The sequence below is a fragment of the Streptomyces sp. NPDC089799 genome, assembly GCF_040684755.1.
Classification (GTDB): Bacteria; Actinomycetota; Actinomycetes; order Streptomycetales; family Streptomycetaceae; genus Streptomyces.
Genome location: NZ_JBFBGR010000006.1, coordinates 185,677 through 204,290 on the forward strand (window position 1 = coordinate 185,677; position 18,614 = coordinate 204,290).

An 18,614-nucleotide genomic window follows, 5' to 3' on the forward strand; every position below is an offset into this window, starting at 1 on the left:
CGTCGGCGTAGGTCGACCCGTTGGTTTGACGCGCGTGGCCGACCCGACCGGCACCGACTCCGCCCGGCCCTGATGACCGCTCACCCGTGCGGTCCCCCAAGGGTGTTGTCTCCGCAGTCGGCCCGCCGCAAACGGCGTACGGGGCAAACCTCCCGGGTATCACGGATGCGGGCAGGCCTCGCCTGCCCTTCGGGAACGAGGAGTTCGCCATGACGCGCTGGTACGAGGGCCCGCTGGCCGCATTCGACACAGAGACCACCGGGGTGGACGTCGAGCAGGACCGCATCGTGTCCGCCGCCGTCGTCGTCCAGGAGTGCGCGGGAGGCCGGGCGCGGGTGACCCGCTGGCTGGTCAATCCCGGGATCCCGGTGCCGCCCGGCGCCACCGAGGTGCACGGCCTGACCGACGACCACCTCCGGCACAACGGCCGCTGGCCGGCCCCGGTGATGGAGGAGATAGCCCGCTCCCTGGCGGAGCAGCAGACCGCGGGCCGGCCGGTGGTGGTGATGAACGCGCCTTTCGATCTGACCCTGCTGGACCGGGAGTTGCGCCGGCACCGGGCCTCCTCGCTGACCCGGTACCTGGACAACCGGCCGCTGACGGTGCTCGATCCGCGGGTGCTGGACAAGCACCTGGACCGGTACCGCAAGGGCCGCCGGACGCTGACCGACCTGTGCGCGCACTACGGCATAGAGCTGACGGAGGCGCACGACGCGGCGGCGGACGCACTGGCTTCGCTGGAGGTGGTCCGCGCGGTGGGCCGCCGCTTCTCGGCGCGCCTGGAGCGGCTGAGCCCGGCGGAGCTGCACACCCTGCAGGCGGTGTGGCACGCGGCACAGGCACGGGGCCTGCAGGCGTGGTTCGCGCGCAACGGCTCGGAGGAGGCGGTGGATCCGCACTGGCCGGTCCGGCCGGAGATGTCCACGGCGGCGTGAGCACACGAAAAAGCCGGTCCGTCTGAGACGGACCGGCTTCTCCCGGTGGGCGATACTGGGATCGAACCAGTGACCCCTTCGGTGTGAACGAAGTGCTCTCCCGCTGAGCTAATCGCCCGGGAACGGACTGAACAATACACATGCCGCGGGGGTTCGTTCAAACCGCTTCCAGCCGGGCGGCCAGCCCGCGCCGTCCGGCCCGCATCATCAGGGCGTGGTTGAGCCGGAAGAAGGGCCTTCCGGGGACCGCCAGCCGGCGCAGCGCCGGCTTCCGCACGGAGACCTCCTGCTCGAAGAGGGCCCGGGTGCCGCCGGCGCCGAGGGGCCCGAGGGTCCAGCGCACCCAGCCCTCCAGGTCGCCGTGGAGCGCGACCTCCAGCACCCCGCGGTCGGGGTCGGCGATCCGTTCGCGGGCGGTGACGCGGAGCTCGTAGGGGAGGAAGGACCGGAAGACTGCGGTGCCGGCCCGCTCGTCGTCGGGGTCGGGGTCGACGCGGCGGACCTGGGGCCACCACAGCGGATAGTCGGTCGGGCGTTCCAGCGCGGCGTAGACCCTCCCGGGCGGTGCCGGCAGGTCCCAGACACTACGGAAGCGGTAGTGACTCCAATCCATGGATCTGAGTATCCGTACCCATGTCCCGGACGCGTGACCGGCACCACACTGCGAAGCATGGACTTTCCACTGCCGCCGGCCGAGGAGCTGGCGCTCATCGACCGTGAACTGGCCCAACTCGATGCCCGGCGCACCTGGTTGCTGGCACGCCGCGCCTGGCTGCTGGGGGTGCTGCGGGGCCCGGCGGCCGCCGCGGCGCCGGCTCCGGCCGTTCCGGGCACGCCCTGGACCCCGCCCGGTCCGCGCCGGGACGCCTCGGCGCCCGGTGCGCAGAACCTGCTGCTGACGCTGGGGGCGGTGCTCCTTGCGGTGGCGGCGCTCGCGTTCACGCTGGTGAGCTGGGGCTCGATGGGCATCGGGGGCCGGGCGGCGGTGCTGGGCGTGGTGACTGCGGCGGCGCTGGCCGCGCCCGCGGGCCTGCTGCGCCGGGGGCTGCGGTCCACCGCCGAATCGGTGGCCGTGGTGGGCATGGTGCTGACCGTGCTCGACGCGTACGCGGTGTACGCGGTGGGCCTGTCGGGGGTGGACGGCACGGCGTACGCGGCGGGGGCCGCCGCGGTGCTGGCCGCGGTCTGGGCGGCGTACGGGCTGCTCCTGCCGGGGCTGCGCAGCCCGCTGCCGGCGGCGGTGTTCGCCGCTCAGCTGCCGCTGCCGCTGGCGGCCCTGGCCGCTGCGGCGGGAGCGACGGGGACGGGCTGGGCGCTGCTGCTGACCGCGGCGGCGGACGCGGCGCTCGCGCTGTGGGCCCGGCCGGGCGCGGTGGTGCGGTGGTGTGCGGGGGTGTCGGGCGCGGTGCTCGGTGCGGGTGTGCTGCTGACCGGCCTGACCGTGTCGGTGGCTTCCGGGGCGGGCGTGGACGCGGCGGCGCCGGGGGCACTGCTGTCGGCGTTGGCGGGCTGCTGCCTGGCGGTGGCCTGGCGGGCGCCTGCCGGGCCGGCCGCGGGCCGGGTGGCCGGGTACGGGCTCGCGGTCGCGGGCGGCTTCGCCCTGGTGGGTGCGGTCGGGGGCGTGCTGCGGCCGCCGCTGGACTCGCCGTGGCTGCCGGCGGTGTTCCTCGCGGTGTCGCTGCCGCTGACGGCGGCGGTACGGGCGGCGACCTGGCCGGCGCCGGTACGGCGGGGCCTGGCCGCGGCGGGGGCGGCGGCGGCCGCCGTGACGGTGCTGCTCGTGCTGCCCGCGGTGGTGGCGGCGCTGGCCGCTCCGCTCGGGGTGCTGGACGAGGTGTGGGAGGCGTCGGTCCCGGCCGGGGCGCCGCTGTGGCCGGGCGCGGCCGTACCGGTGGTGCTGCTGCCGGCCGCGGCAGCGGCGGTCTGGCTCGGCCGGGTGCTGCGCCGACCGGAGCCGGGCGTGGTGGCGGTGGTGCTGGGCTGGGCCGGGCTGTTCACGGCGCCGGTGGCGGTGGAACTGCCGGCCGGTGCGGCGCGGGGGGTGCAGGTCGCCGTGGTGGTGGCCGCGGTGGCTGCGGCGCTGCGGTGGTCCGGGCGGGCCGGGGTCCGGGCGGCCGGGGTGGCGGCCGCGGTGTGCGCGGGGCTGGGGGCCGGTGCCGTGTCGGTGGCCGCACTGGACGGGCGGACGGCGACCTTCGCGGTGTTCGGCGTGCTGGGTGCGGCCTGCGCGGCGGGGTCGGCGTACGGGCCCGCCCCGGCCTGGCTGCGGGCCTGCTCGGCGGTGGCGGCCGTCGGGTACGCCACGGCGCTGACGGTGGCCCTGGGGGCGCTGCTGGAGCTGCCGGTGCACCGCTGGGGGCTGCTGGTGCTGGTGGTGCCCGCGGTGGTGGCCGTGCGGCCGCCCGGACGGGCCGGGGGTCCGGTGCCGCGGGTGCCGGTGGAGCTGGCGGCGGCCGGGGCGGGGCTGCTCGCGGTGGCCCTGGCGGCCGGGGACGCCGTGTGGCTGGCGCTGCTGCTGGCGCTGGCCGGGGTGGTCTGTGCGGGTGCGGCGGTGCGTGCGGACCGGCGGCGGGCCGGGTACGCGGCCGGGGTGCTGTTCGTGGCGGCAACCTGGGTGCGGCTGGCCGCCTCCGGGGTGGCGGTGCCGGAGGCGTACACCCTGCCGGTGACGGTGCCGGCGCTGGTGGTGGGGCTGCTGCGCCGCCGGCGTGATCCCGCGGCCTCGTCCTGGACGGCGTACGGGCCGGGGCTGGCGGCGACGCTGCTCCCGAGCCTGCTGGCGGCCTGGGGGGACCAGCACTGGCAGCGGCCGCTGCTGCTGGGGCTGGCCGCGCTCGGCGTGACCCTGGCGGGGGCGCAGCGGCGGCTGCAGGCACCGCTGGTGCTGGGCGGGGCGGTGCTGGCTCTGGACGCGCTGCACGAGCTGACGCCGTACGTGGTGCAGGTGGCCGACGCGCTGCCGCGCTGGGTGCCGCCGGCCCTGGCGGGTCTGCTGCTGCTGGCGGTGGGGGCGACGTACGAGAAGCGGCTGCGGGACGCGCGGCGGCTCCGGGAGGCCCTGGGGCGGCTGCACTGAGGTCCGGGCCCCCGGGCGGGTCCGGCCGGGTCCGGCCGGGTCCGGTACGACCGGCCCGGGCGGGTCCGGGCGGGTCCGGGAATGCCGAAGGCCCGGAGACTTCGGGAAGTCTCCGGGCCTTGGTCCGGGTGGGCGATACTGGGTTCGAACCAGTGACCTCTTCGGTGTGAACGAAGCGCTCTCCCACTGAGCTAATCGCCCGGGCGCACCGCAAACATTACCGCATGTCAGCGGCGCCTTTGACCACCGTCCGGACCGGGGCGGGCGGCGGGGCTCACCGGCCCTTGAGGTCCCAGGGCATGGCCATGCCGTACTTGTACACGTACACGGCGAGCAGCGCTCCGCAGATCACCAGGCCGATGCTCGTGAGGATGATGTTGCGGCGGCGGACCCTGGGGTCGAGCGCCTTCCTGGCCGCCTCGGTGACCTTGCGCTTGGTCCAGCGCAGGACGAGCTGGGCCCACACGAACTCGGTCGCCCAGATCGCCATGCCGGCGAAGATGACCACCCAGCCGGGACCGGGCAGCGGCAGCATGATGACGCCCGCGACCACGACGGCCAGGCCGACGATGAAGACACCGACCTGCCAGCTGAGGTGGAGGGTCCTGCGCGCCTGGATGAAGGCCGGGGCCTTCGAGCCGAGCGGTTGCTCCGTTTCGGGCGTCTCCGCCATCTTCTCTTCGTCACTCCCCGTGTTCATGGACTCGAATCTACCGGAGCCGGAAGCACACGTGAATGGTCCTTTGGATCCGCCGTACGAGGGACCCGAAGGTCCGCAAAACGGTCAGAGGGGTTTACAACGGCACCGTAGGTGGCATGTCGATTTCGCCGACGTGCGAATCCCCGAGCGCACACTGAGCGAAAGGCCCTGGCGCTTATGAACACCACGGTCAGCTGCGAGCTGCACCTGCGCCTCGTTGTGTCGAGCGAGTCCTCACTGCCTGTTCCCGCGGGCCTGCGGTATGACACGGCCGATCCCTACGCCGTGCACGCCACCTTCCACACCGGCGCCGAGGAGACGGTCGAGTGGGTCTTCGCCCGCGATCTCCTCGCGGAGGGCCTGCACCGGCCCACCGGTACCGGAGACGTCCGCGTCTGGCCGTCGCGCAGCCACGGCCAGGGCGTCGTCTGCATCGCCCTGAGCTCACCGGAGGGAGAAGCCCTGCTCGAAGCACCCGCCCGAGCTCTCGAATCGTTCCTCAAGCGGACGGACGCCGCGGTCCCACCCGGGACCGAGCACCGGCACTTCGACCTCGACAAGGAGCTCTCCCACATCCTGGCCGAAAGCTGACTCCGCTCTTCTGAGCGAGCCGGCCCGACCACCGGCCGACACCGTCCGACTCGGGGCGACGGTGTCGCGACGGCCAGCCACACATGGCACCACCGGCGCTGTTCCCGCGGAAGCCGTCCGCGGGGACAGCGCCGGTGCGCTTTCCGCACGAAGCGCTAGAGTCGACGACGTGCAGATTCCTCACGACACCCGCCGGGCGCTCGACGTGGTCGTCGCCCTGGTCAACACCGCGCCCGAGGGCGAAGAGCCGGACGGGCTGACGGACGTCGGGGCACTGCGCGCCTTCGTGGACGAGTACTCCATCAGCGACGTCGGCGAGCTGGGCGCGCGCGACCTCGCCGGAGTGCGCACCGTCCGCGGCAAGTTCGCCCAGGTGTTCGCCGCGCCCCACGCGCGGGCCGCCTCGGGGCTGATCAACGAGCTGGTTGCGACGGCGGGCACCACCCCGCAGCTGACCAACCACGACGGCTACGACTGGCACGTGCACTATTTCGCGCCGGGCGCCTCGGTCGGGGACCACCTGGCCGCGGACGGCGGCATGGCGCTGGCCTTCATCGTGGTCTCGGGCGAGGAGGAACGGCTGCGCCGCTGCGAGGCGCCCGACTGCCGCCGCGCCTTCGTCGACCTCTCCCGCAACCGCTCCCGCCGCTACTGCGACAGCCGCACCTGCGGGAACCGGCTGCACGTGGCGGCCTACCGGGCCCGGCGCAAGGAAGCGGCGGAGTAGCTCCGGGCGGCGCGCCCGGTCACGGCGCCACCGGCGCCGGCAGTGCCACCGGCCTCACCGGCCGCCTCACCGCGTCACAGCAGGAACAGGTCGTGCACGGCGGCGAGCAGCAGCAGGGTGCCGATCACGGCCAGGAAGATCATCAGCGGCGGCTGGGAGAGCGCGAACAGGCATCCGCGCGGCTCCTCGGCGGCCGCGGAGACGGAAGTCGGTCCCGGCGGCTCGCTCTTCGTTGTGTCGAGCATGTCGGGCCGATCATGGCGCAGGACGCCACCCGCCCCCTCCAACACGCCAGGACGTGCACGGGAGTTGACTGTTTCCCGCGCTTCCTGACCGGAACGCTTGCGAGCCGGTCACACTCCCGATCACCTGCGATCACGGGCCCTGCGGGATCCTGTGGTGCCGGATCCCGCGCCGCTAGATCCCGTGCTTCTTGAGGATCGCCTCGATGTCGGAGAAGTCCTCCTCCGGGGCGGCGGACCGCTGCGGGGCCGCCGGCTTCCGGCCGCCCCCCGCACCCAGCGAGGGCGCCGAGGCGCCGGGCTCGACGGCCTCCCGCCCTCCCCCGGCCTTCTTCCCCCGCCCGGAGCCGACCTCCGCCCGCTCCTTGCCCTCACCCATCCTGCGGCGCTCCACCGCCCGGGTGGTCATCAGGAGCAGCCAGGCCAGACCGAGCAGGCCGAAGCCCACCCACACCGTCGGGTTGAAGACGATCCCGGTCAGCCACTCCACCACCCCGGTCATCACCAGACCCACCGGGATCAGCGAGTACGCGGCGATGCGGGTCGCGGCGAGGAAGCGCTTGCGGTACGCGGTCAGCGCGGCGAAGCCCAGGCCCGCCGCGGACACCGCGGAACATATGGTCTCGGCAAGCATGCGGTCCTCCAGCCCTGGGTGATGCGTCCGCTATCCATCCTGCACCGGCCGCGGCGTCCCGGGCCACGCACCGGGCGGTCCGGGGACGGATCTCCGGGAGAACTCCGGGTCCCGGCTCCTCCGCAGGTCCCGGTCCCCCTCCGGTGCGGGAGGGCTGGGAGACTGTCCCCATGACCCACTCCGCTTCCGCCGCCCCCGCCGGTCCCGTCGTCCTCGAGGTCTGGTGCGAGCTCCAGTGCCCGGACTGCCACCGTGCGCTCGACGACGTCCACGCCCTGCGCGCCCGTTACGGGGACCGGCTGGAGATCGTGCTGCGCCACTTCCCGCTGGAGAAGCACAAGTACGCCTTCGCGGCCGCGCAGGCCGCCGAGGAGGCGGTGGAGCAGGGCCAGGGCTGGGCGTACGTCGAGGCGGTACTCGCCCGGACCGCGGAACTGGGCAGCCGGGGCGAAGCGCTGCTGCTCGACGTGGCCCGCGAACTCTCCCTGGACGCCGATGAGTTCGACACCGCGCTGATCGACGGCCGGCACATCCTCACCGTGGACGCGGACCAGGCCGAGGGCAAGGCGATCGGGGTGACCGGCACCCCGACGTACGTGATCGGCGGCGAGCGCCTGGACGGCGGCAAGTCCCAGGACGGTCTGCGCGCCCGCATCGAGGAGATCGCCGACCGCCTGCTCGCCGGGAACTGACCCCGGCCGGGGGCGCCGCGCAACCGGCCCGGCACCCGGCCCGGGCCGCGTCTAGATCAGGTCCTTGGCGAAGTTGACCGAGGTGGGGGCGTAGCCGAGGGACTCGTAGAGCCGGCGGGCCGGGGTGTTGCCCTCGAAGACCTGGAGGCCCAGGGTGCGGTGGCCGGTGGCCAGGGCGGTGCGCTCGGCCAGGAGCATCAGGCTGCGGCCGTGCCCCCGGCCCCGGTGGGCCGCCGCGACCTCGACGTCGTAGACGTACGCCTCGCCGCCCGGCCGGGCCAGCCAGACGTGGCCGACCGGCTCGCCGTCCGCCTCCAGCACGACCAGGTCCGCGCCGGGGGTCCGGAGGCCCTGCGGCAGGGACGCGGCGTGGTCCGCCTCCGACTTGGCCCGGGCGGCCTCCTCGGGCATGCCCCGGCTGGTCCACTCCTCGGCGTACGTCACGACCGCCCGGGCCAGCCACGGCCCGTACTCGGCCTCGGTCATCGGGCGGCCGCGCACGCCCGCGGGCAGTGCCGGGGGCCCGGCATCGGCCGGCAGGGTCTTGGCCATGTTGCGGCTGTACTCGACGTAGCCGAGCGCGGTCGCCATGCGCAGGCCTGCCGGGGAGTCCGCCGGCACCGCGATCCGCACCCGCCGGCAGCCCCAGGACCGCAGCACCTCCTCGGCGGCCAGCGCGGCGACCGTGCCGCGGCCGCGCCGCCGGTCGGGTCCGTCGATGCTCAGGTCCCGGATCTCGCCGACGGAGGGGCCGAAGGGGGTGTCCGAGGCCAGCAGCAGCGCGCCGACGCGCCGGCTGTTGACCCGGACCTCGTACGGGCGCGAGCGCGCGCCCCCGCTGCTCTCCTGGAGCGGCCCGCTCGGCCGCAGGGTGGTGGTCATCAGGATGGTTCTACCCACCCCGGGGCCGTACGTCAGCCCGTTTACGGCCCGCGGCGGCCCCGTACGGCCCCTCTCGGCCATCCTCACCGCCCGGGACGGGTCCCGGACGCACCCGGGGAGTCCGGGAGGGGATGCGGCTCCTACGGGTCCAGGTCGGCGCCGGAGCGCTCGTCGAAGATGCGCGCGGCCTTGGCGGTGACCGGCCCCGGGGCCGCGGGCAGGTCGCGCCCGTCGATCCGCCGGACGGCCTGTACGTCGCGCAGGGTGGAGGTCAGGAAGATCTCCTCGGCCTGCTCCAGCGCCTCGAAGGGCAGGTCGGTCACCTTGGCCCCGGTCCACTCGACGACCAGGGCGCGGGTGATGCCGTCCAGGCAGCCGGAGGTGACCGGCGGGGTGTGCAGTTCGCCGTCCAGGACCACGAAGACGTTGGAGCCGGTGCCCTCGCACAGCCGCCCGCGGGTGTTCGCGAACAGCGCCTCGGAGGCCGCCGCCCGGTGCGCCTCGGCCAGGGCGACGACGTTCTCGGCGTACGACGTGGACTTCAGGCCCGCGATGGCGCTGCGCTCGTTGCGCACCCACGGCACGGTGATCACCGCGGTGCTGTCCGGCCGCCGCGCGCTCTCGGCCAGGGCGACCACCAGCGTGGGGCCGGCCTCGCCGCGGTCCGAGCCGAGCGGGGACAGGCCGCCCGTGTAGGTGATGCGGAGCCGGCCCAGGGGCATCGGGTTGGCTTCCAGGACGGCGGCGCAGGCGCGCCGGACCTCGTCGTGGTCCGGTTCGGGCAGCCCCAGCCCGCGGGCCGACCGGCTCAGCCGTTCCAGGTGGCGGGTGAGCGCGAAGGCCCTGCCGTGCTGCGCCTTGAGCGTCTCGAAGACGCCGTCGCCGACCGTCAGACCGTGGTCGAAGACGGACACCCGCGCTCCGTCCGCGTCGCGCAGCTCACCGTCGAGCCAGATCCTCACCGTACGGTCCCTTCACTCGCCTGGTAGGTACCCGACGCTACAGCCAGCAGCCGGGCGGCCTTCAGTTCGGTCTCCGCCCACTCCCGCTCGGGGTCCGACCCCCAGGTGATGCCGGCGCCGGTGCCGAAGCGGAGCCGGGGCCCGCCGGGGGCCTGGCGGTCGATCCAGAAGGTGCGGATGCCCACGGCGAGCTCGGCCGTGCCGCGGTCGGCGTCCACCCAGCCGATGCCCCCGCAGTACGGGCCGCGCGGCGCCGTCTCCAGGGATTCGATGATCCGCAGGGCGGAGGACTTGGGGGCACCGGTGACCGAGCCGGGCGGGAAGGTGGCGGCGAGCAGCTCGGGCCAGCCCGCGCCCTCGGCGAGCTCCCCGCTGACCAGGGACACCAGATGGACCAGGCCGGGGTGCTCCTCGATCGCGCACAGCTCGGGCACGGTCACGGATCCGGTGGTGCAGACCCGGCCGAGGTCGTTGCGGACCAGGTCCACGATCATCACGTTCTCGGCGTGGTCCTTCTCCAGCAGGTCGTCGGCGGTGCGGCCGGTGCCCTTGATGGGTCCGGACTCGATGTGCCGGCCGGAGCGGCGGAGGAAGAGCTCCGGGGAGGCGGTGGCGATCTCCACGCCGTGGGCCGGGAGCCGAATCGTTCCTGCGTAGGGCGCGGGATTGCCGCGCGCGAGCAATGCGGTCAGGGCGTCGACATCGGCGGTCTCCGGCTCCGGCAGCGGCGCGGACATCACCCGGCAGAGGTTGGCCTGATAGACCTCCCCCGCGGCGATGTGCTCGCGGATGCGCCGGACGCCGGCCACGTAGCCCTCTCGGTCCAGCGAGGAGGTCCACAGCTCCGCGGTGGGGCCCTGCCAGGCGCCCGGCACGGGGGCCGGGACGGGGTCGGGGCGTATGTCCCCGAAGCGGGCGCAGATCAGGCGCCCCTCGAAGTCGGCCGAGACCGCCCAGAACCCGGTGGAGTCGAGGGCGGAGGCATCACTGGTGACGTCGCGGAGATCGGTTGCGACGAGCCCGCCGAAGCGGGCCATGGGCTGCAGGTCTTGCACGGCTGTGAGTCTATGACCGGTGGCCGGGAGGCGCCGGAGAGGTGACCGTCGGGTGACCTGAGGTGATCGAGCGGCAGCACGCTGCGGAAACGCGTTTTTGAGCTGGCCCGGGAATCCGCTAGAGTTCAACACGTCGCCGGGGAGCGAAGGAAAAAAACCCGGAGCAACACGGCGACATGCGGACGTGGCTCAGTTGGTAGAGCATCACCTTGCCAAGGTGAGGGTCGCGAGTTCGAATCTCGTCGTCCGCTCGATGTGGGGGATCTTCCCGAACCCCCGAAATCACTCCTGGTGGAGTGGCCGAGAGGCGAGGCAACGGCCTGCAAAGCCGTCTACACGGGTTCAAATCCCGTCTCCACCTCCAAGGACGATTAGCTCAGCGGGAGAGCGCTTCCCTGACACGGAAGAGGTCACTGGTTCAATCCCAGTATCGTCCACTGGATCTTCGGATCCCGGATCCACGGATCCCCCGCGCGATTAGCTCAGCGGGAGAGCGCTTCCCTGACACGGAAGAGGTCACTGGTTCAATCCCAGTATCGCGCACGCAGTACCGCAGTACCCGTGCCGCACGCGGCATGACCCGCGCGATTAGCTCAGCGGGAGAGCGCTTCCCTGACACGGAAGAGGTCACTGGTTCAATCCCAGTATCGCGCACCACCCGGAAGCCCCGGCCGTCGAGACGGTCGGGGCTTCTGCGTTGCGCCGGCCGGACGGGGGCACCCCGTTGCCGGGGCCCCCGTGGCCGGATCCTCAGGAGGAGAAGAGCATGCGGCCGAATCCGCGGTGGTGGCCGTGGCCGTGGCTGCCGTGGTGGCCGTGCTGCGGGGCACCCCAGGCGGGCGCGGGCGCGGAGTGCTGCGCCGGGTAGGCCGGCGGCACGGGCGGCGGCGGAACCTGGCCGTACTGGGATTCGAGGCGGGTCAGGGCCTCCAGCTCGCCGTAGTCCAGGAAGATGCCGCGGCAGCCGCTGCACTGCTCGATCTGGACACCGCTGCGGTTGTACGTATGCATCATCGCGTGACACTTCGGACACTGCATGATCGGCTCACTCCTCGCCGGTCGGACGTGCCGCCGACAGGCAGTGCCGGTGGCGTGAGCTCACCTTACGCCGGAGCACCCCGCTCCAACTCATGCGGGATTGTCGCTATTCGGCCACAAGAATCGGTCATCGCCCGCTCCACGTCGTCGAGTCGGCGGCCCTCCGCGCACGCCTTGGCGACGGCCAGCGCGGCGGTCTGGACGGTCAAGGCGCGGGCGGCCAGGTCCAGTTCCGGCCACGGGTCGGTGCCGGGCGGTCCCGCGGCAGGGCCGCCGGCCGCCCGGTAGGCGTCGAGGAACCGCAACCACACCTCGGGGGCGAGCAGTCCGGCCGCGTACCAGGCCGCGGGGCGGGCCAGGTCCCAGGCGGGCAGGCCGACGCCCAGGTCGTCCACGTCGATCAGGCGCCAGCCCGCGCCCCCGACGCCTCCGACGGGGCGGACCAGCTGGCCGAGGTGCAGGTCCCCGTGGCACAGCACCCGGGACGGGGGCGCGGGCGCGGCTCCCATGGCCCAGGCCGGGAGGGTCCGGGCGGCGGCGAGCACGACGGCGGCCGCCCCCGCCGGGTCCTGCACCGGTACGGCGCCGGGCGGGGCGGACGCGGCGGCGGCGCCGCCCACGGCGCCCTCCCGGGTGCCGGCCTGCCGGGCGGCTGCCTGCCGTGCAGCGGCCTCCCCGGAGGTGGCCCCGGCCATGCGGCGCAGCGCCCGGGCCACCTTGGCGGGCCCGCGCATCGGCGGGACCGGCCCCGGCAGCCGGTCCACCGGCGTCAGGTGCAGCGCGGCCAGCAGCCGGGCGGCGTCCTCCCAGGGGGCGTCCCCGGGCCGCTCCGGGTCGACCGGGACGCCGTACGGCCAGAAGGTCACGGCCCTGCCCCCGAGCTCCCGGGCGGCGGGCCGCAGCGGCGCCAGCACTACGCCTGCCAGCTCGGGCGCCGCGGCCGTGCGGAGCCGCTGGTCCAGCTCCACCGGGTCGCCGTCGGCCGGGTGGGCCTTCGCCACCACGTCCCCGTACCGCACCACCACGCCGTCGTCGCGGTCGGCGAGGACGGCGTACGACCGCCCGGAACCGCCCCCGGCCCCGACTCCGGACGGGCCCCCGGCCGCTTCCCCGGCCACCTCGCGCGCGCCGCGGGCCAGCGCCGCGCTCAGCGTCTCTGTCACATGGCCCCCCGGGGTTTCGTACGGGCGCCTGCCGCCCCCGGGATCGTACCGAGGGGGAAAAGGGCAAGGGTGCCGGCCGTACGACTCCCCAGTCGTACGGCCGGCACCCTTTCTCAGCCGTCCGCCGCACCCCCGTCCCCACGGGGTATGGGCCGTGTCCCGGCCCGGGCCGCTCTCCCGGACCCGGGGCGCCGCTCAGCGCCCCAGCAACGCACCCACGGACGACGCCTGTGTCACCACCTGCTCCCAGCCTCCGAAGAGGAAGACGAGCAGGGTGGCCAGGGGGAGGACCATGGCCGCGGCCACCAGTGGGTGGCGCGTACCGGACGCGGACTGGTGCGCATGGAAGGCGAAAGCCTTGCGTCCCTGCCGTGCGGTGTCGGCCATCGTCCTCTCCCTGTCGTCTGCGGCGGTGGACGTTTTGACCTCGGGGGACGAGTTGTCCGCCCACCGCCTGACTTCAACCTTAGGAGCGCGCAACCGCCGGGGCCTCATGCCTTCGTACCCTTTGGCGGGCATCCAGGAGGATGACGGGCGCACCGCCCGTGTACTCCCCTGGGTGTAGATCCCTCACCCCTCCTGGGGGTCATCCCCCAGGGGTTCCCCTGGAAGGGGCTGTTCCACCAGCGCGACCACCCGGTTCGCCATGAAACGCGCCGTACGCACCGCACGCCCCGACCGAGTGACTTCGCTCACTTCGACCACTCCTCGGCGGACCGCCGTCTCCACCCGGCGTCCCGCCCTGGTCGCCGCCACCTCGTACGTCCGTGTCGTGTCGCCCGCGTCCACGACGATCTCGACCTTGTCGCCCTTCATCGCCAATCCCCCTTGCGTGATGGACCTTTGACCTCGCGGACGGAACCGGAACGGCCCCGGCCGACGAGTTCTGAACACCCCTCAAGTGTCGTACACCGCACTGACAATCGAATCTCCCGATGAGGGCGCGGCCTCTGAGCGCACGTGGCGGATGGTCCGTAAGCTGTGCCACGTCAACAGGACGACCGGTCAGTCAGCGGGGTGGACATGGCGATGATGCGGCTCCGGCGCGAGGACCCGCGTGTCGTCGGCTCGTTCAGGCTGCACCGACGGCTCGGCGCCGGCGGGATGGGTGTGGTCTACCTGGGCTCGGACCGGCGCGGCCAGCGGGTCGCGCTCAAGGTGATCCGGCCCGATCTGGCCGAGGACCAGGAGTTCCGGTCCCGGTTCGCCCGCGAGGTGTCCGCCGCCCGGCGGATCCGCGGCGGCTGCACGGCCCGCCTGGTGGCCGCCGACCTGGAGGCCGAGCGCCCCTGGTTCGCGACCCAGTACGTTCCCGGCCCCTCGCTGCACGACCGGGTGGCGGAGGACGGCCCGCTGATCGCGGCACAGATCGCTGCCGTGGGCGCCGCGCTCTCCGAGGGCCTGGTCGCCGTGCACGAGGCCGGCGTGGTCCACCGCGACCTCAAGCCCTCCAACATCCTGCTGTCCCCCAAGGGCCCGCGGATCATCGACTTCGGCATCGCCTGGGCGACCGGCGCGAGCACCCTCACGCACGTGGGGACGGCCGTGGGATCGCCCGGATTCCTCGCCCCCGAGCAGGTGCGCGGCGCCGCGGTCACCCCGGCCACCGACGTGTTCGCCCTCGGTGCCACCCTCGCCTACGCCGCGACCGCCGACTCCCCCTTCGGACACGGCAGTTCCGAGGTGATGCTGTACCGCGTGGTGCACGAGGAACCTCAGCTGCACGGGGTCCCGGACGCGCTCGCCCCGCTGATCCGGGCCTGTCTGGCCAAGGACCCGGAGGACCGGCCGAGCACCCTCCAGCTGTCCATGCGGCTGAAGGAGATCGCGGCGCGCGAGGCACAGGGCCTGACCGACGCCCGGATCCCGGAACGGCGCCCGCGGACGGACCGCCCGGAACGGGCCGAGCGCCCCACCGGCCGGCTGGCGGAGCAGTACGCCGAACAGCGCACCGAGCGGCGCCCCGCGGGCACCCCCGCCCCGCGGTCGCAGGGCGGCACCCCCAGCGGCACCCGCAACCCGGTCCGGGACGGCGGTCAGGTGCGGCAGGGCACCGGCCGGGACACCGCGCGCACGGGGCCGCGTACCGGTCCCCGGACCAACGGGCGGCCCGGGCCCCGGAGCACCACGGGCGGGCGCCGGCCGGCAGGGCCCGACCGGCGGCTGCTGCGCCAGCGGCTGATCGTGTTCGTGGTCGTCACCCTGATCGTGGCACTGGGCATCGCGGCGGCGCAGCAGTTCTAGGCCGCGCCCTGCGGATCCCGCCGGGCTCCCTCCCGATCACGCCGGACTCCCTCCGGAGGGGATTCTCCGGCCGTATACCTGCGTCGCCGTGGCCCAAGGTCCTACAGTCCGTGGCATGTTGGACTTTCAGATCCTGGGCGCCATCGCCGGGTTCGGGGGCGTGGCCCTCGGCGTCCTGTTCATGATCTACCGGGATTTCATCCGGAACCTCATACGCACCAAGATGTTCCGGACGCTCACGCCCGCGCAGGCCACGGGCCTGTTCGGGGCCGTGATCACCTTCACCTTCGCCATCGCGGTGCTGGGCATCTTCGCCACGCTCGCGGACGGCGCCGGGGCGTTGAACTTCATGGTCATGGTCGGGACGGTGCTGCTGTTCCTGCTGGCGGTCCTGGTGGTGGCGGTGCGGTTCATGAGCCCGGCGCTCCGGGGGCCCGTGGAGGAGCGGACCTTCCCGCGCGTGGCCAGGCTGGTCTCGGCCGGCGAGCCCGCGCAGGCCGAACGCGCCCTGGAGGCACCCGGGACGGACCGGGAGTCGGAGGAGTTCTGGTACTGGATGGCCAGGATCGCCCTGGTCAGGGGGAACACCGCGGTGGCCTCGGGGTACGTGGAGGAGGCCCTGCGGCGCGAGCCGCGCAATCCGCACGGGATCGCACTGAAGATCAGGATCCTGCTCGTCTCCCAGGATCCCGCCGACCTCGGCCGGGCGGTGCAGCTCTCCGAGGCGTCCGAAGGCCTGGACGGAGAGCTGGACGTGTGGCTGGGGCGCCTGCGCGCGGAGGGCATGTTCGAGGTCGGCGTACGGACCAACACCCACCTGGACGAACGCTGCCCGCTGCCGGCCCGGCACGGCCGTGCCGCGTCCCGCTGACACACCGATACCGGAGGAAACGCGCATGACGGATGACTTCTGGGACGGCACGAACGGGTTCCGGACCCTGCTCTACCTGCCGCCGCCGGTTCCGGGGGACCCCGCGGACTCCACGGCCACGGAGGACGGGATCCGGCAGCGGGCCCGGAGCCGGGGGCTGTGCCTTGCGAGGAAGGCGGTCAGCGATCCGCAGGAGGTGGACGACTTACTCGACCGGTATCCCGGCGCCGCGGTGCTCGTCCGGCCCTCGCTCGGCGGCGGGACGCCCGGGGAAAGGCTGGCGCGGAGGGACCATGACCTCCTCGAAGACCTCCTCACGCTGGGTGCCACGCTGCGGCTCTGCGACGAGCGGACCGGAGCGGACCGGCCCGTCCGCGACGACTGGTCGGGGCGCCGGGCGGTGCTGCTGCCTGCGGACCCGTTCGACCCGTTCGGCCCGCTACGGCAGGACCTGCAGGCCCGGCGCGAGGAGGCCTGCCGGCGCTACGCCGCACACCTGGCCCACGAGTGCGAGGTCGTGCACGACCTGGCGACGTACGAGCGCTTCGTCGACCGGGAACTCGACGCCGACCCCCTCGATCCCGGGGTCACGGTGGTGATCCACCGCGAGGCCTTCGCCGCCGGCCCCGGCCTCGGCCCGGACGGGCGGGTCCCCGCCGACCGGAGCGTGCTCCGGCGCTGGCTGGGGCGCAGCCGCGCGGGCTCCGGCCCGCACCGTCGGAGCCCGTTGTGGCGCTGGCTGGAGCGCGGGACGGTCATCCACTCCACACACCGGGTGCGGCCGACCGATGCCGAGGAGCCCCGGCGGATCCGGGAGATCGAAGAGCGGGCGATGGAGGCGCAGCGCGACCACCACGAACATCTGGAGCGCGAGCACCACCGACGTCTGGACATCGAACGGCGCAGCAGGCTGCTGGAACAGCTGCGCGAGGCCGAGGAGGAGCGCGCGTACGAGCGCAGGCTCGGGGGAGGGCTGCGGATCGGCAACGTCGACGTGCCCGATTTCCTGCACGAGGACACAGTGGACCCGGACCCGGCACCGCGTCCTCGTGCCACCGGCCCCGTGACCGCCACCGGGGATCGCTCCGTAGCCCTCGGCGGGGACAGCCACGGCGTGCACATTTCAGGCGGCGCCGCCAACACCGGCATGGTGGGTTCGGGCTACCGGGGCGCCCCCGGCAATGCCATGCGCAGTGCCCGGGTCCCGCCCGTCGGCGCCGGCCCCGGCCGGGACCCCGGTCGTCCGCTCCCCCACGACGGGCTCTTCATCCGCCGCAGTACCGCCTACGGCACGCGGTCGCTGCTCGGGATCCCCGAGTTGATCGAGAACGGCGTGCTCATCGGGCAGGACCAGATCCGCTTCGACGACTTCGTCGCCTCCCGCACCGACCAGGTACCCGGGCCGCCCGCGGACGAGGCCGTCGCCGTCAGCCACGGGATCGCGGCCGTGCCCGGTGACTCGAAAGCCCGCGAGGCGACCACCCACTTCGTCGAGATCGCCCTGAAGTCGGCTGCCGCTCCCCCCGGGGAGGCCCCGGTCCAGGAGCCGCTGCCGGTCAACCTGGTCTTCGTCGTGGACACCAGCTACTCCATGGCGGGCGCGAAACTCGACACCGTGAAGGCCGCGCTCCAGCAGATCTACCGGAACCTGCGCCCCACCGACTGCCTGGGCATCGTCACCTTCGCCACCGAGGTGGCCACGCTGCTCCCCGGCACCCGCAAGGCCGACCTGCCGGAGGAGCGGTTCGCCCGGATCGTGTCGGGGATGGCGGTCGGCGGCGGCACGGACATCAACCGCGGAGTCCAGTACGGGATCGCCGAGATCGGCCGCCGGGCGAGCACCGCCCGTACCGTGAACCGGCTCTACCTCTTCTCGGACGGCGACCCGACCTCGGGCGAGCTGAACTGGACGGTGATCCGCCGGAACCTCGCGGCGAGGCTCCGCGGTGACCTGACCCTCTCCTGTTTCGGTTTCGGCGCGGACGCACGGATGACCGAGCTGTCGGCGCTCGCCGGGACGGCCGGCGGCAGCTCGGTGTTCGTGACCCGCCCCGAGGACGTCGGCGCCGGGCTGCTGGAGGACCTGGAACGACGGGACCACCTGGCGGCCATCGACATCCAGCTCAGGATCGACCTCGATCCCGAGGTCGAGGTGTGGCACCTGTACGGGCACGACCTCGTCTCCGACCCCAGGGAGCGGATCCGGGTGTACCGGGAGGCCGCGCAGGCCGCCCGGATCGCGCGGGAGCAGCACGGCACGCAGGTGCTGCCGGATCTGATCACCGGGGACAAGGGGATCCGGATCTTCGCCCCGGACCTGGCCTTCGGCGAGACGTACTGGGTGGTGCTCGAAGTCCGCGTCCCGGACGGGTGGGAGCCGGCGGACGGACTCGGCACGGCCACCGTCCAGTACGCCGACACGCTCGCGCGGCAGAGCCGGAGCCGGGAGCTCGCGCTGTCCGAGGGGACCACGCTGGCCGAGGAGACCGTGATCGTGCACGCGGTGGGGCTGCGGACGAGCGAGGTCACGTACCGCGCGCTCGACGACCTGTACGAGAACGACCGCGAGGCCGCCGGGCGCCGCCTCGACCAGCACATCGAGGTCCTGCAGCAGACCTACCGGAGCTTTCCGGTCGAGGAGCTCGTCGACGACCGGGTGGTGCTGCAGAAACTGAGGACCCTGGCCGACGGCCTCGGCACCGCCGTGGCCTACACGGACGGTGCCGCCCCCGCGCCCGGGATCCGGGTCATGAACCATTTCGCCAAGGTGCGGTCCGGCGCCTTCACGTTCTGAGACGGGGG

General features: G+C 73.8%; 19 protein-coding genes and 7 tRNA genes. 13 read left to right on the plus strand and 13 right to left on the minus strand.

What is annotated here, in order from left to right; translation table 11 throughout:
- Positions 1-209: 209 nt before the first annotated feature.
- The gene (locus tag AB0O36_RS08300; protein WP_365105864.1) at positions 210-935 is read left to right on the plus strand and encodes a 3'-5' exonuclease; all 726 of its coding nucleotides are present in this window, start codon (positions 210-212) and stop codon (positions 933-935) included.
- A 46-nt stretch (positions 936-981) separates the two neighbouring features.
- Here AB0O36_RS08300 and AB0O36_RS08305 read toward each other — a convergent pair.
- Together AB0O36_RS08305 and AB0O36_RS08310 are read right to left on the minus strand one after the other, a co-directional pair.
- Positions 982-1,053 (minus strand) — tRNA-Val (locus AB0O36_RS08305).
- A 39-nt stretch (positions 1,054-1,092) separates the two neighbouring features.
- Complete coding sequence (locus AB0O36_RS08310) at positions 1,093-1,548, minus strand: SRPBCC family protein (RefSeq protein WP_365105866.1); 456 nt, start codon at positions 1,546-1,548, stop codon at positions 1,093-1,095.
- A 57-nt stretch (positions 1,549-1,605) separates the two neighbouring features.
- Here AB0O36_RS08310 and AB0O36_RS08315 point away from each other — a divergent pair, with 57 nt between their 5' ends.
- Positions 1,606-4,011 (plus strand): hypothetical protein, encoded by a 2,406-nt coding sequence (locus AB0O36_RS08315; protein WP_365105868.1) that lies wholly within the window; start codon positions 1,606-1,608, stop codon positions 4,009-4,011.
- A 129-nt stretch (positions 4,012-4,140) separates the two neighbouring features.
- Here AB0O36_RS08315 and AB0O36_RS08320 read toward each other — a convergent pair.
- Positions 4,141-4,212, minus strand: a tRNA-Val gene (locus AB0O36_RS08320).
- Between the two features lie 73 nt (positions 4,213-4,285).
- Positions 4,286-4,711 (minus strand): TIGR02611 family protein, encoded by a 426-nt coding sequence (locus AB0O36_RS08325; protein ID WP_365105871.1) that lies wholly within the window; start codon positions 4,709-4,711, stop codon positions 4,286-4,288.
- 177 nt (positions 4,712-4,888) lie between these two features.
- On the opposite strand from AB0O36_RS08325, the gene AB0O36_RS08330 reads away from it, so the two are divergent.
- On the plus strand, positions 4,889-5,302 hold the full coding sequence (locus AB0O36_RS08330) for an SsgA family sporulation/cell division regulator (RefSeq protein WP_030011909.1): 414 nt from the start codon (positions 4,889-4,891) through the stop codon (positions 5,300-5,302).
- A gap of 169 nt (positions 5,303-5,471) precedes the next feature.
- Positions 5,472-6,029, plus strand: coding sequence for a CGNR zinc finger domain-containing protein (locus AB0O36_RS08335; RefSeq protein ID WP_365105873.1), 558 nt, complete (start codon positions 5,472-5,474; stop codon positions 6,027-6,029).
- Positions 6,030-6,103: 74 nt separating this feature from the next.
- Here AB0O36_RS08335 and AB0O36_RS08340 read toward each other — a convergent pair whose 3' ends face one another.
- On the minus strand, positions 6,104-6,274 hold the full coding sequence (locus AB0O36_RS08340; protein ID WP_365105876.1) for a hypothetical protein: 171 nt from the start codon (positions 6,272-6,274) through the stop codon (positions 6,104-6,106).
- Between the two features lie 172 nt (positions 6,275-6,446).
- Positions 6,447-6,905 carry a hypothetical protein gene (locus AB0O36_RS08345; RefSeq protein ID WP_365105879.1) on the minus strand — a complete coding sequence of 153 codons (459 nt, stop codon included), beginning with the start codon at positions 6,903-6,905 and terminating at the stop codon, positions 6,447-6,449.
- A 170-nt stretch (positions 6,906-7,075) separates the two neighbouring features.
- Here AB0O36_RS08345 and AB0O36_RS08350 point away from each other — a divergent pair, with 170 nt between their 5' ends.
- Entirely contained in the window at positions 7,076-7,597 is a 522-nt protein-coding gene (locus AB0O36_RS08350) for a DsbA family protein (RefSeq protein WP_365105882.1), read from the plus strand.
- Between the two features lie 51 nt (positions 7,598-7,648).
- Here the strand turns inward: AB0O36_RS08350 and AB0O36_RS08355 are convergent, their stop codons facing one another.
- From AB0O36_RS08355 to AB0O36_RS08365, 3 genes are all read right to left on the minus strand, one after another.
- Positions 7,649-8,479 carry a GNAT family N-acetyltransferase gene (locus tag AB0O36_RS08355; RefSeq protein ID WP_365105885.1) on the minus strand — a complete coding sequence of 277 codons (831 nt, stop codon included), beginning with the start codon at positions 8,477-8,479 and terminating at the stop codon, positions 7,649-7,651.
- Between the two features lie 140 nt (positions 8,480-8,619).
- On the minus strand, positions 8,620-9,441 hold the full coding sequence (locus tag AB0O36_RS08360; protein ID WP_365105886.1) for an aminodeoxychorismate lyase: 822 nt from the start codon (positions 9,439-9,441) through the stop codon (positions 8,620-8,622).
- A complete protein-coding gene (locus AB0O36_RS08365; RefSeq protein ID WP_365105889.1) occupies positions 9,438-10,496 on the minus strand; it encodes a chorismate-binding protein in 1,059 nt (352 codons plus the stop codon). Before AB0O36_RS08365 ends, AB0O36_RS08360 begins: the two co-directional genes overlap by 4 nt.
- Before the next feature lie 178 nt (positions 10,497-10,674).
- Here AB0O36_RS08365 and AB0O36_RS08370 point away from each other — a divergent pair.
- From AB0O36_RS08370 to AB0O36_RS08390, 5 genes are all read left to right on the plus strand, one after another.
- Positions 10,675-10,747 (plus strand) — tRNA-Gly (locus AB0O36_RS08370).
- A 39-nt stretch (positions 10,748-10,786) separates the two neighbouring features.
- Positions 10,787-10,860: transfer RNA gene (locus AB0O36_RS08375), tRNA-Cys, on the plus strand.
- A gap of 1 nt (position 10,861) precedes the next feature.
- Positions 10,862-10,933, plus strand: a tRNA-Val gene (locus AB0O36_RS08380).
- 34 nt (positions 10,934-10,967) lie between these two features.
- Positions 10,968-11,039 (plus strand) — tRNA-Val (locus tag AB0O36_RS08385).
- Between the two features lie 39 nt (positions 11,040-11,078).
- A tRNA-Val gene (locus AB0O36_RS08390) sits at positions 11,079-11,153 on the plus strand.
- Positions 11,154-11,246: 93 nt separating this feature from the next.
- Here the strand turns inward: AB0O36_RS08390 and AB0O36_RS08395 are convergent.
- The 4 genes from AB0O36_RS08395 to AB0O36_RS08410 all read right to left on the minus strand — a co-directional run bounded on the left by AB0O36_RS08395 (position 11,247) and on the right by AB0O36_RS08410 (position 13,513).
- On the minus strand, positions 11,247-11,534 hold the full coding sequence (locus tag AB0O36_RS08395; protein WP_365105892.1) for a zf-TFIIB domain-containing protein: 288 nt from the start codon (positions 11,532-11,534) through the stop codon (positions 11,247-11,249).
- Between the two features lie 65 nt (positions 11,535-11,599).
- Positions 11,600-12,697 (minus strand): phosphotransferase, encoded by a 1,098-nt coding sequence (locus AB0O36_RS08400; RefSeq protein WP_365105895.1) that lies wholly within the window; start codon positions 12,695-12,697, stop codon positions 11,600-11,602.
- A gap of 195 nt (positions 12,698-12,892) precedes the next feature.
- On the minus strand, positions 12,893-13,084 hold the full coding sequence (locus AB0O36_RS08405; protein WP_365105898.1) for a hypothetical protein: 192 nt from the start codon (positions 13,082-13,084) through the stop codon (positions 12,893-12,895).
- Between the two features lie 183 nt (positions 13,085-13,267).
- Positions 13,268-13,513, minus strand: coding sequence for a hypothetical protein (locus tag AB0O36_RS08410; RefSeq protein WP_365105900.1), 246 nt, complete (start codon positions 13,511-13,513; stop codon positions 13,268-13,270).
- A 207-nt stretch (positions 13,514-13,720) separates the two neighbouring features.
- Between AB0O36_RS08410 and AB0O36_RS08415 the strand changes: the two genes are divergently transcribed.
- The 3 genes from AB0O36_RS08415 (at position 13,721) to AB0O36_RS08425 (ending at position 18,606) form a co-directional block, all read left to right on the plus strand.
- Positions 13,721-14,941, plus strand: a complete 1,221-nt coding sequence (locus tag AB0O36_RS08415) for a protein kinase (RefSeq protein ID WP_365106173.1) — start codon at positions 13,721-13,723, stop codon at positions 14,939-14,941.
- A gap of 115 nt (positions 14,942-15,056) precedes the next feature.
- Positions 15,057-15,812 (plus strand): hypothetical protein, encoded by a 756-nt coding sequence (locus AB0O36_RS08420; RefSeq protein WP_365105903.1) that lies wholly within the window; start codon positions 15,057-15,059, stop codon positions 15,810-15,812.
- 25 nt (positions 15,813-15,837) lie between these two features.
- Positions 15,838-18,606, plus strand: coding sequence for a VWA domain-containing protein (locus AB0O36_RS08425; protein WP_365105905.1), 2,769 nt, complete (start codon positions 15,838-15,840; stop codon positions 18,604-18,606).
- The last annotated feature ends 8 nt before the right edge of the window (positions 18,607-18,614 follow it).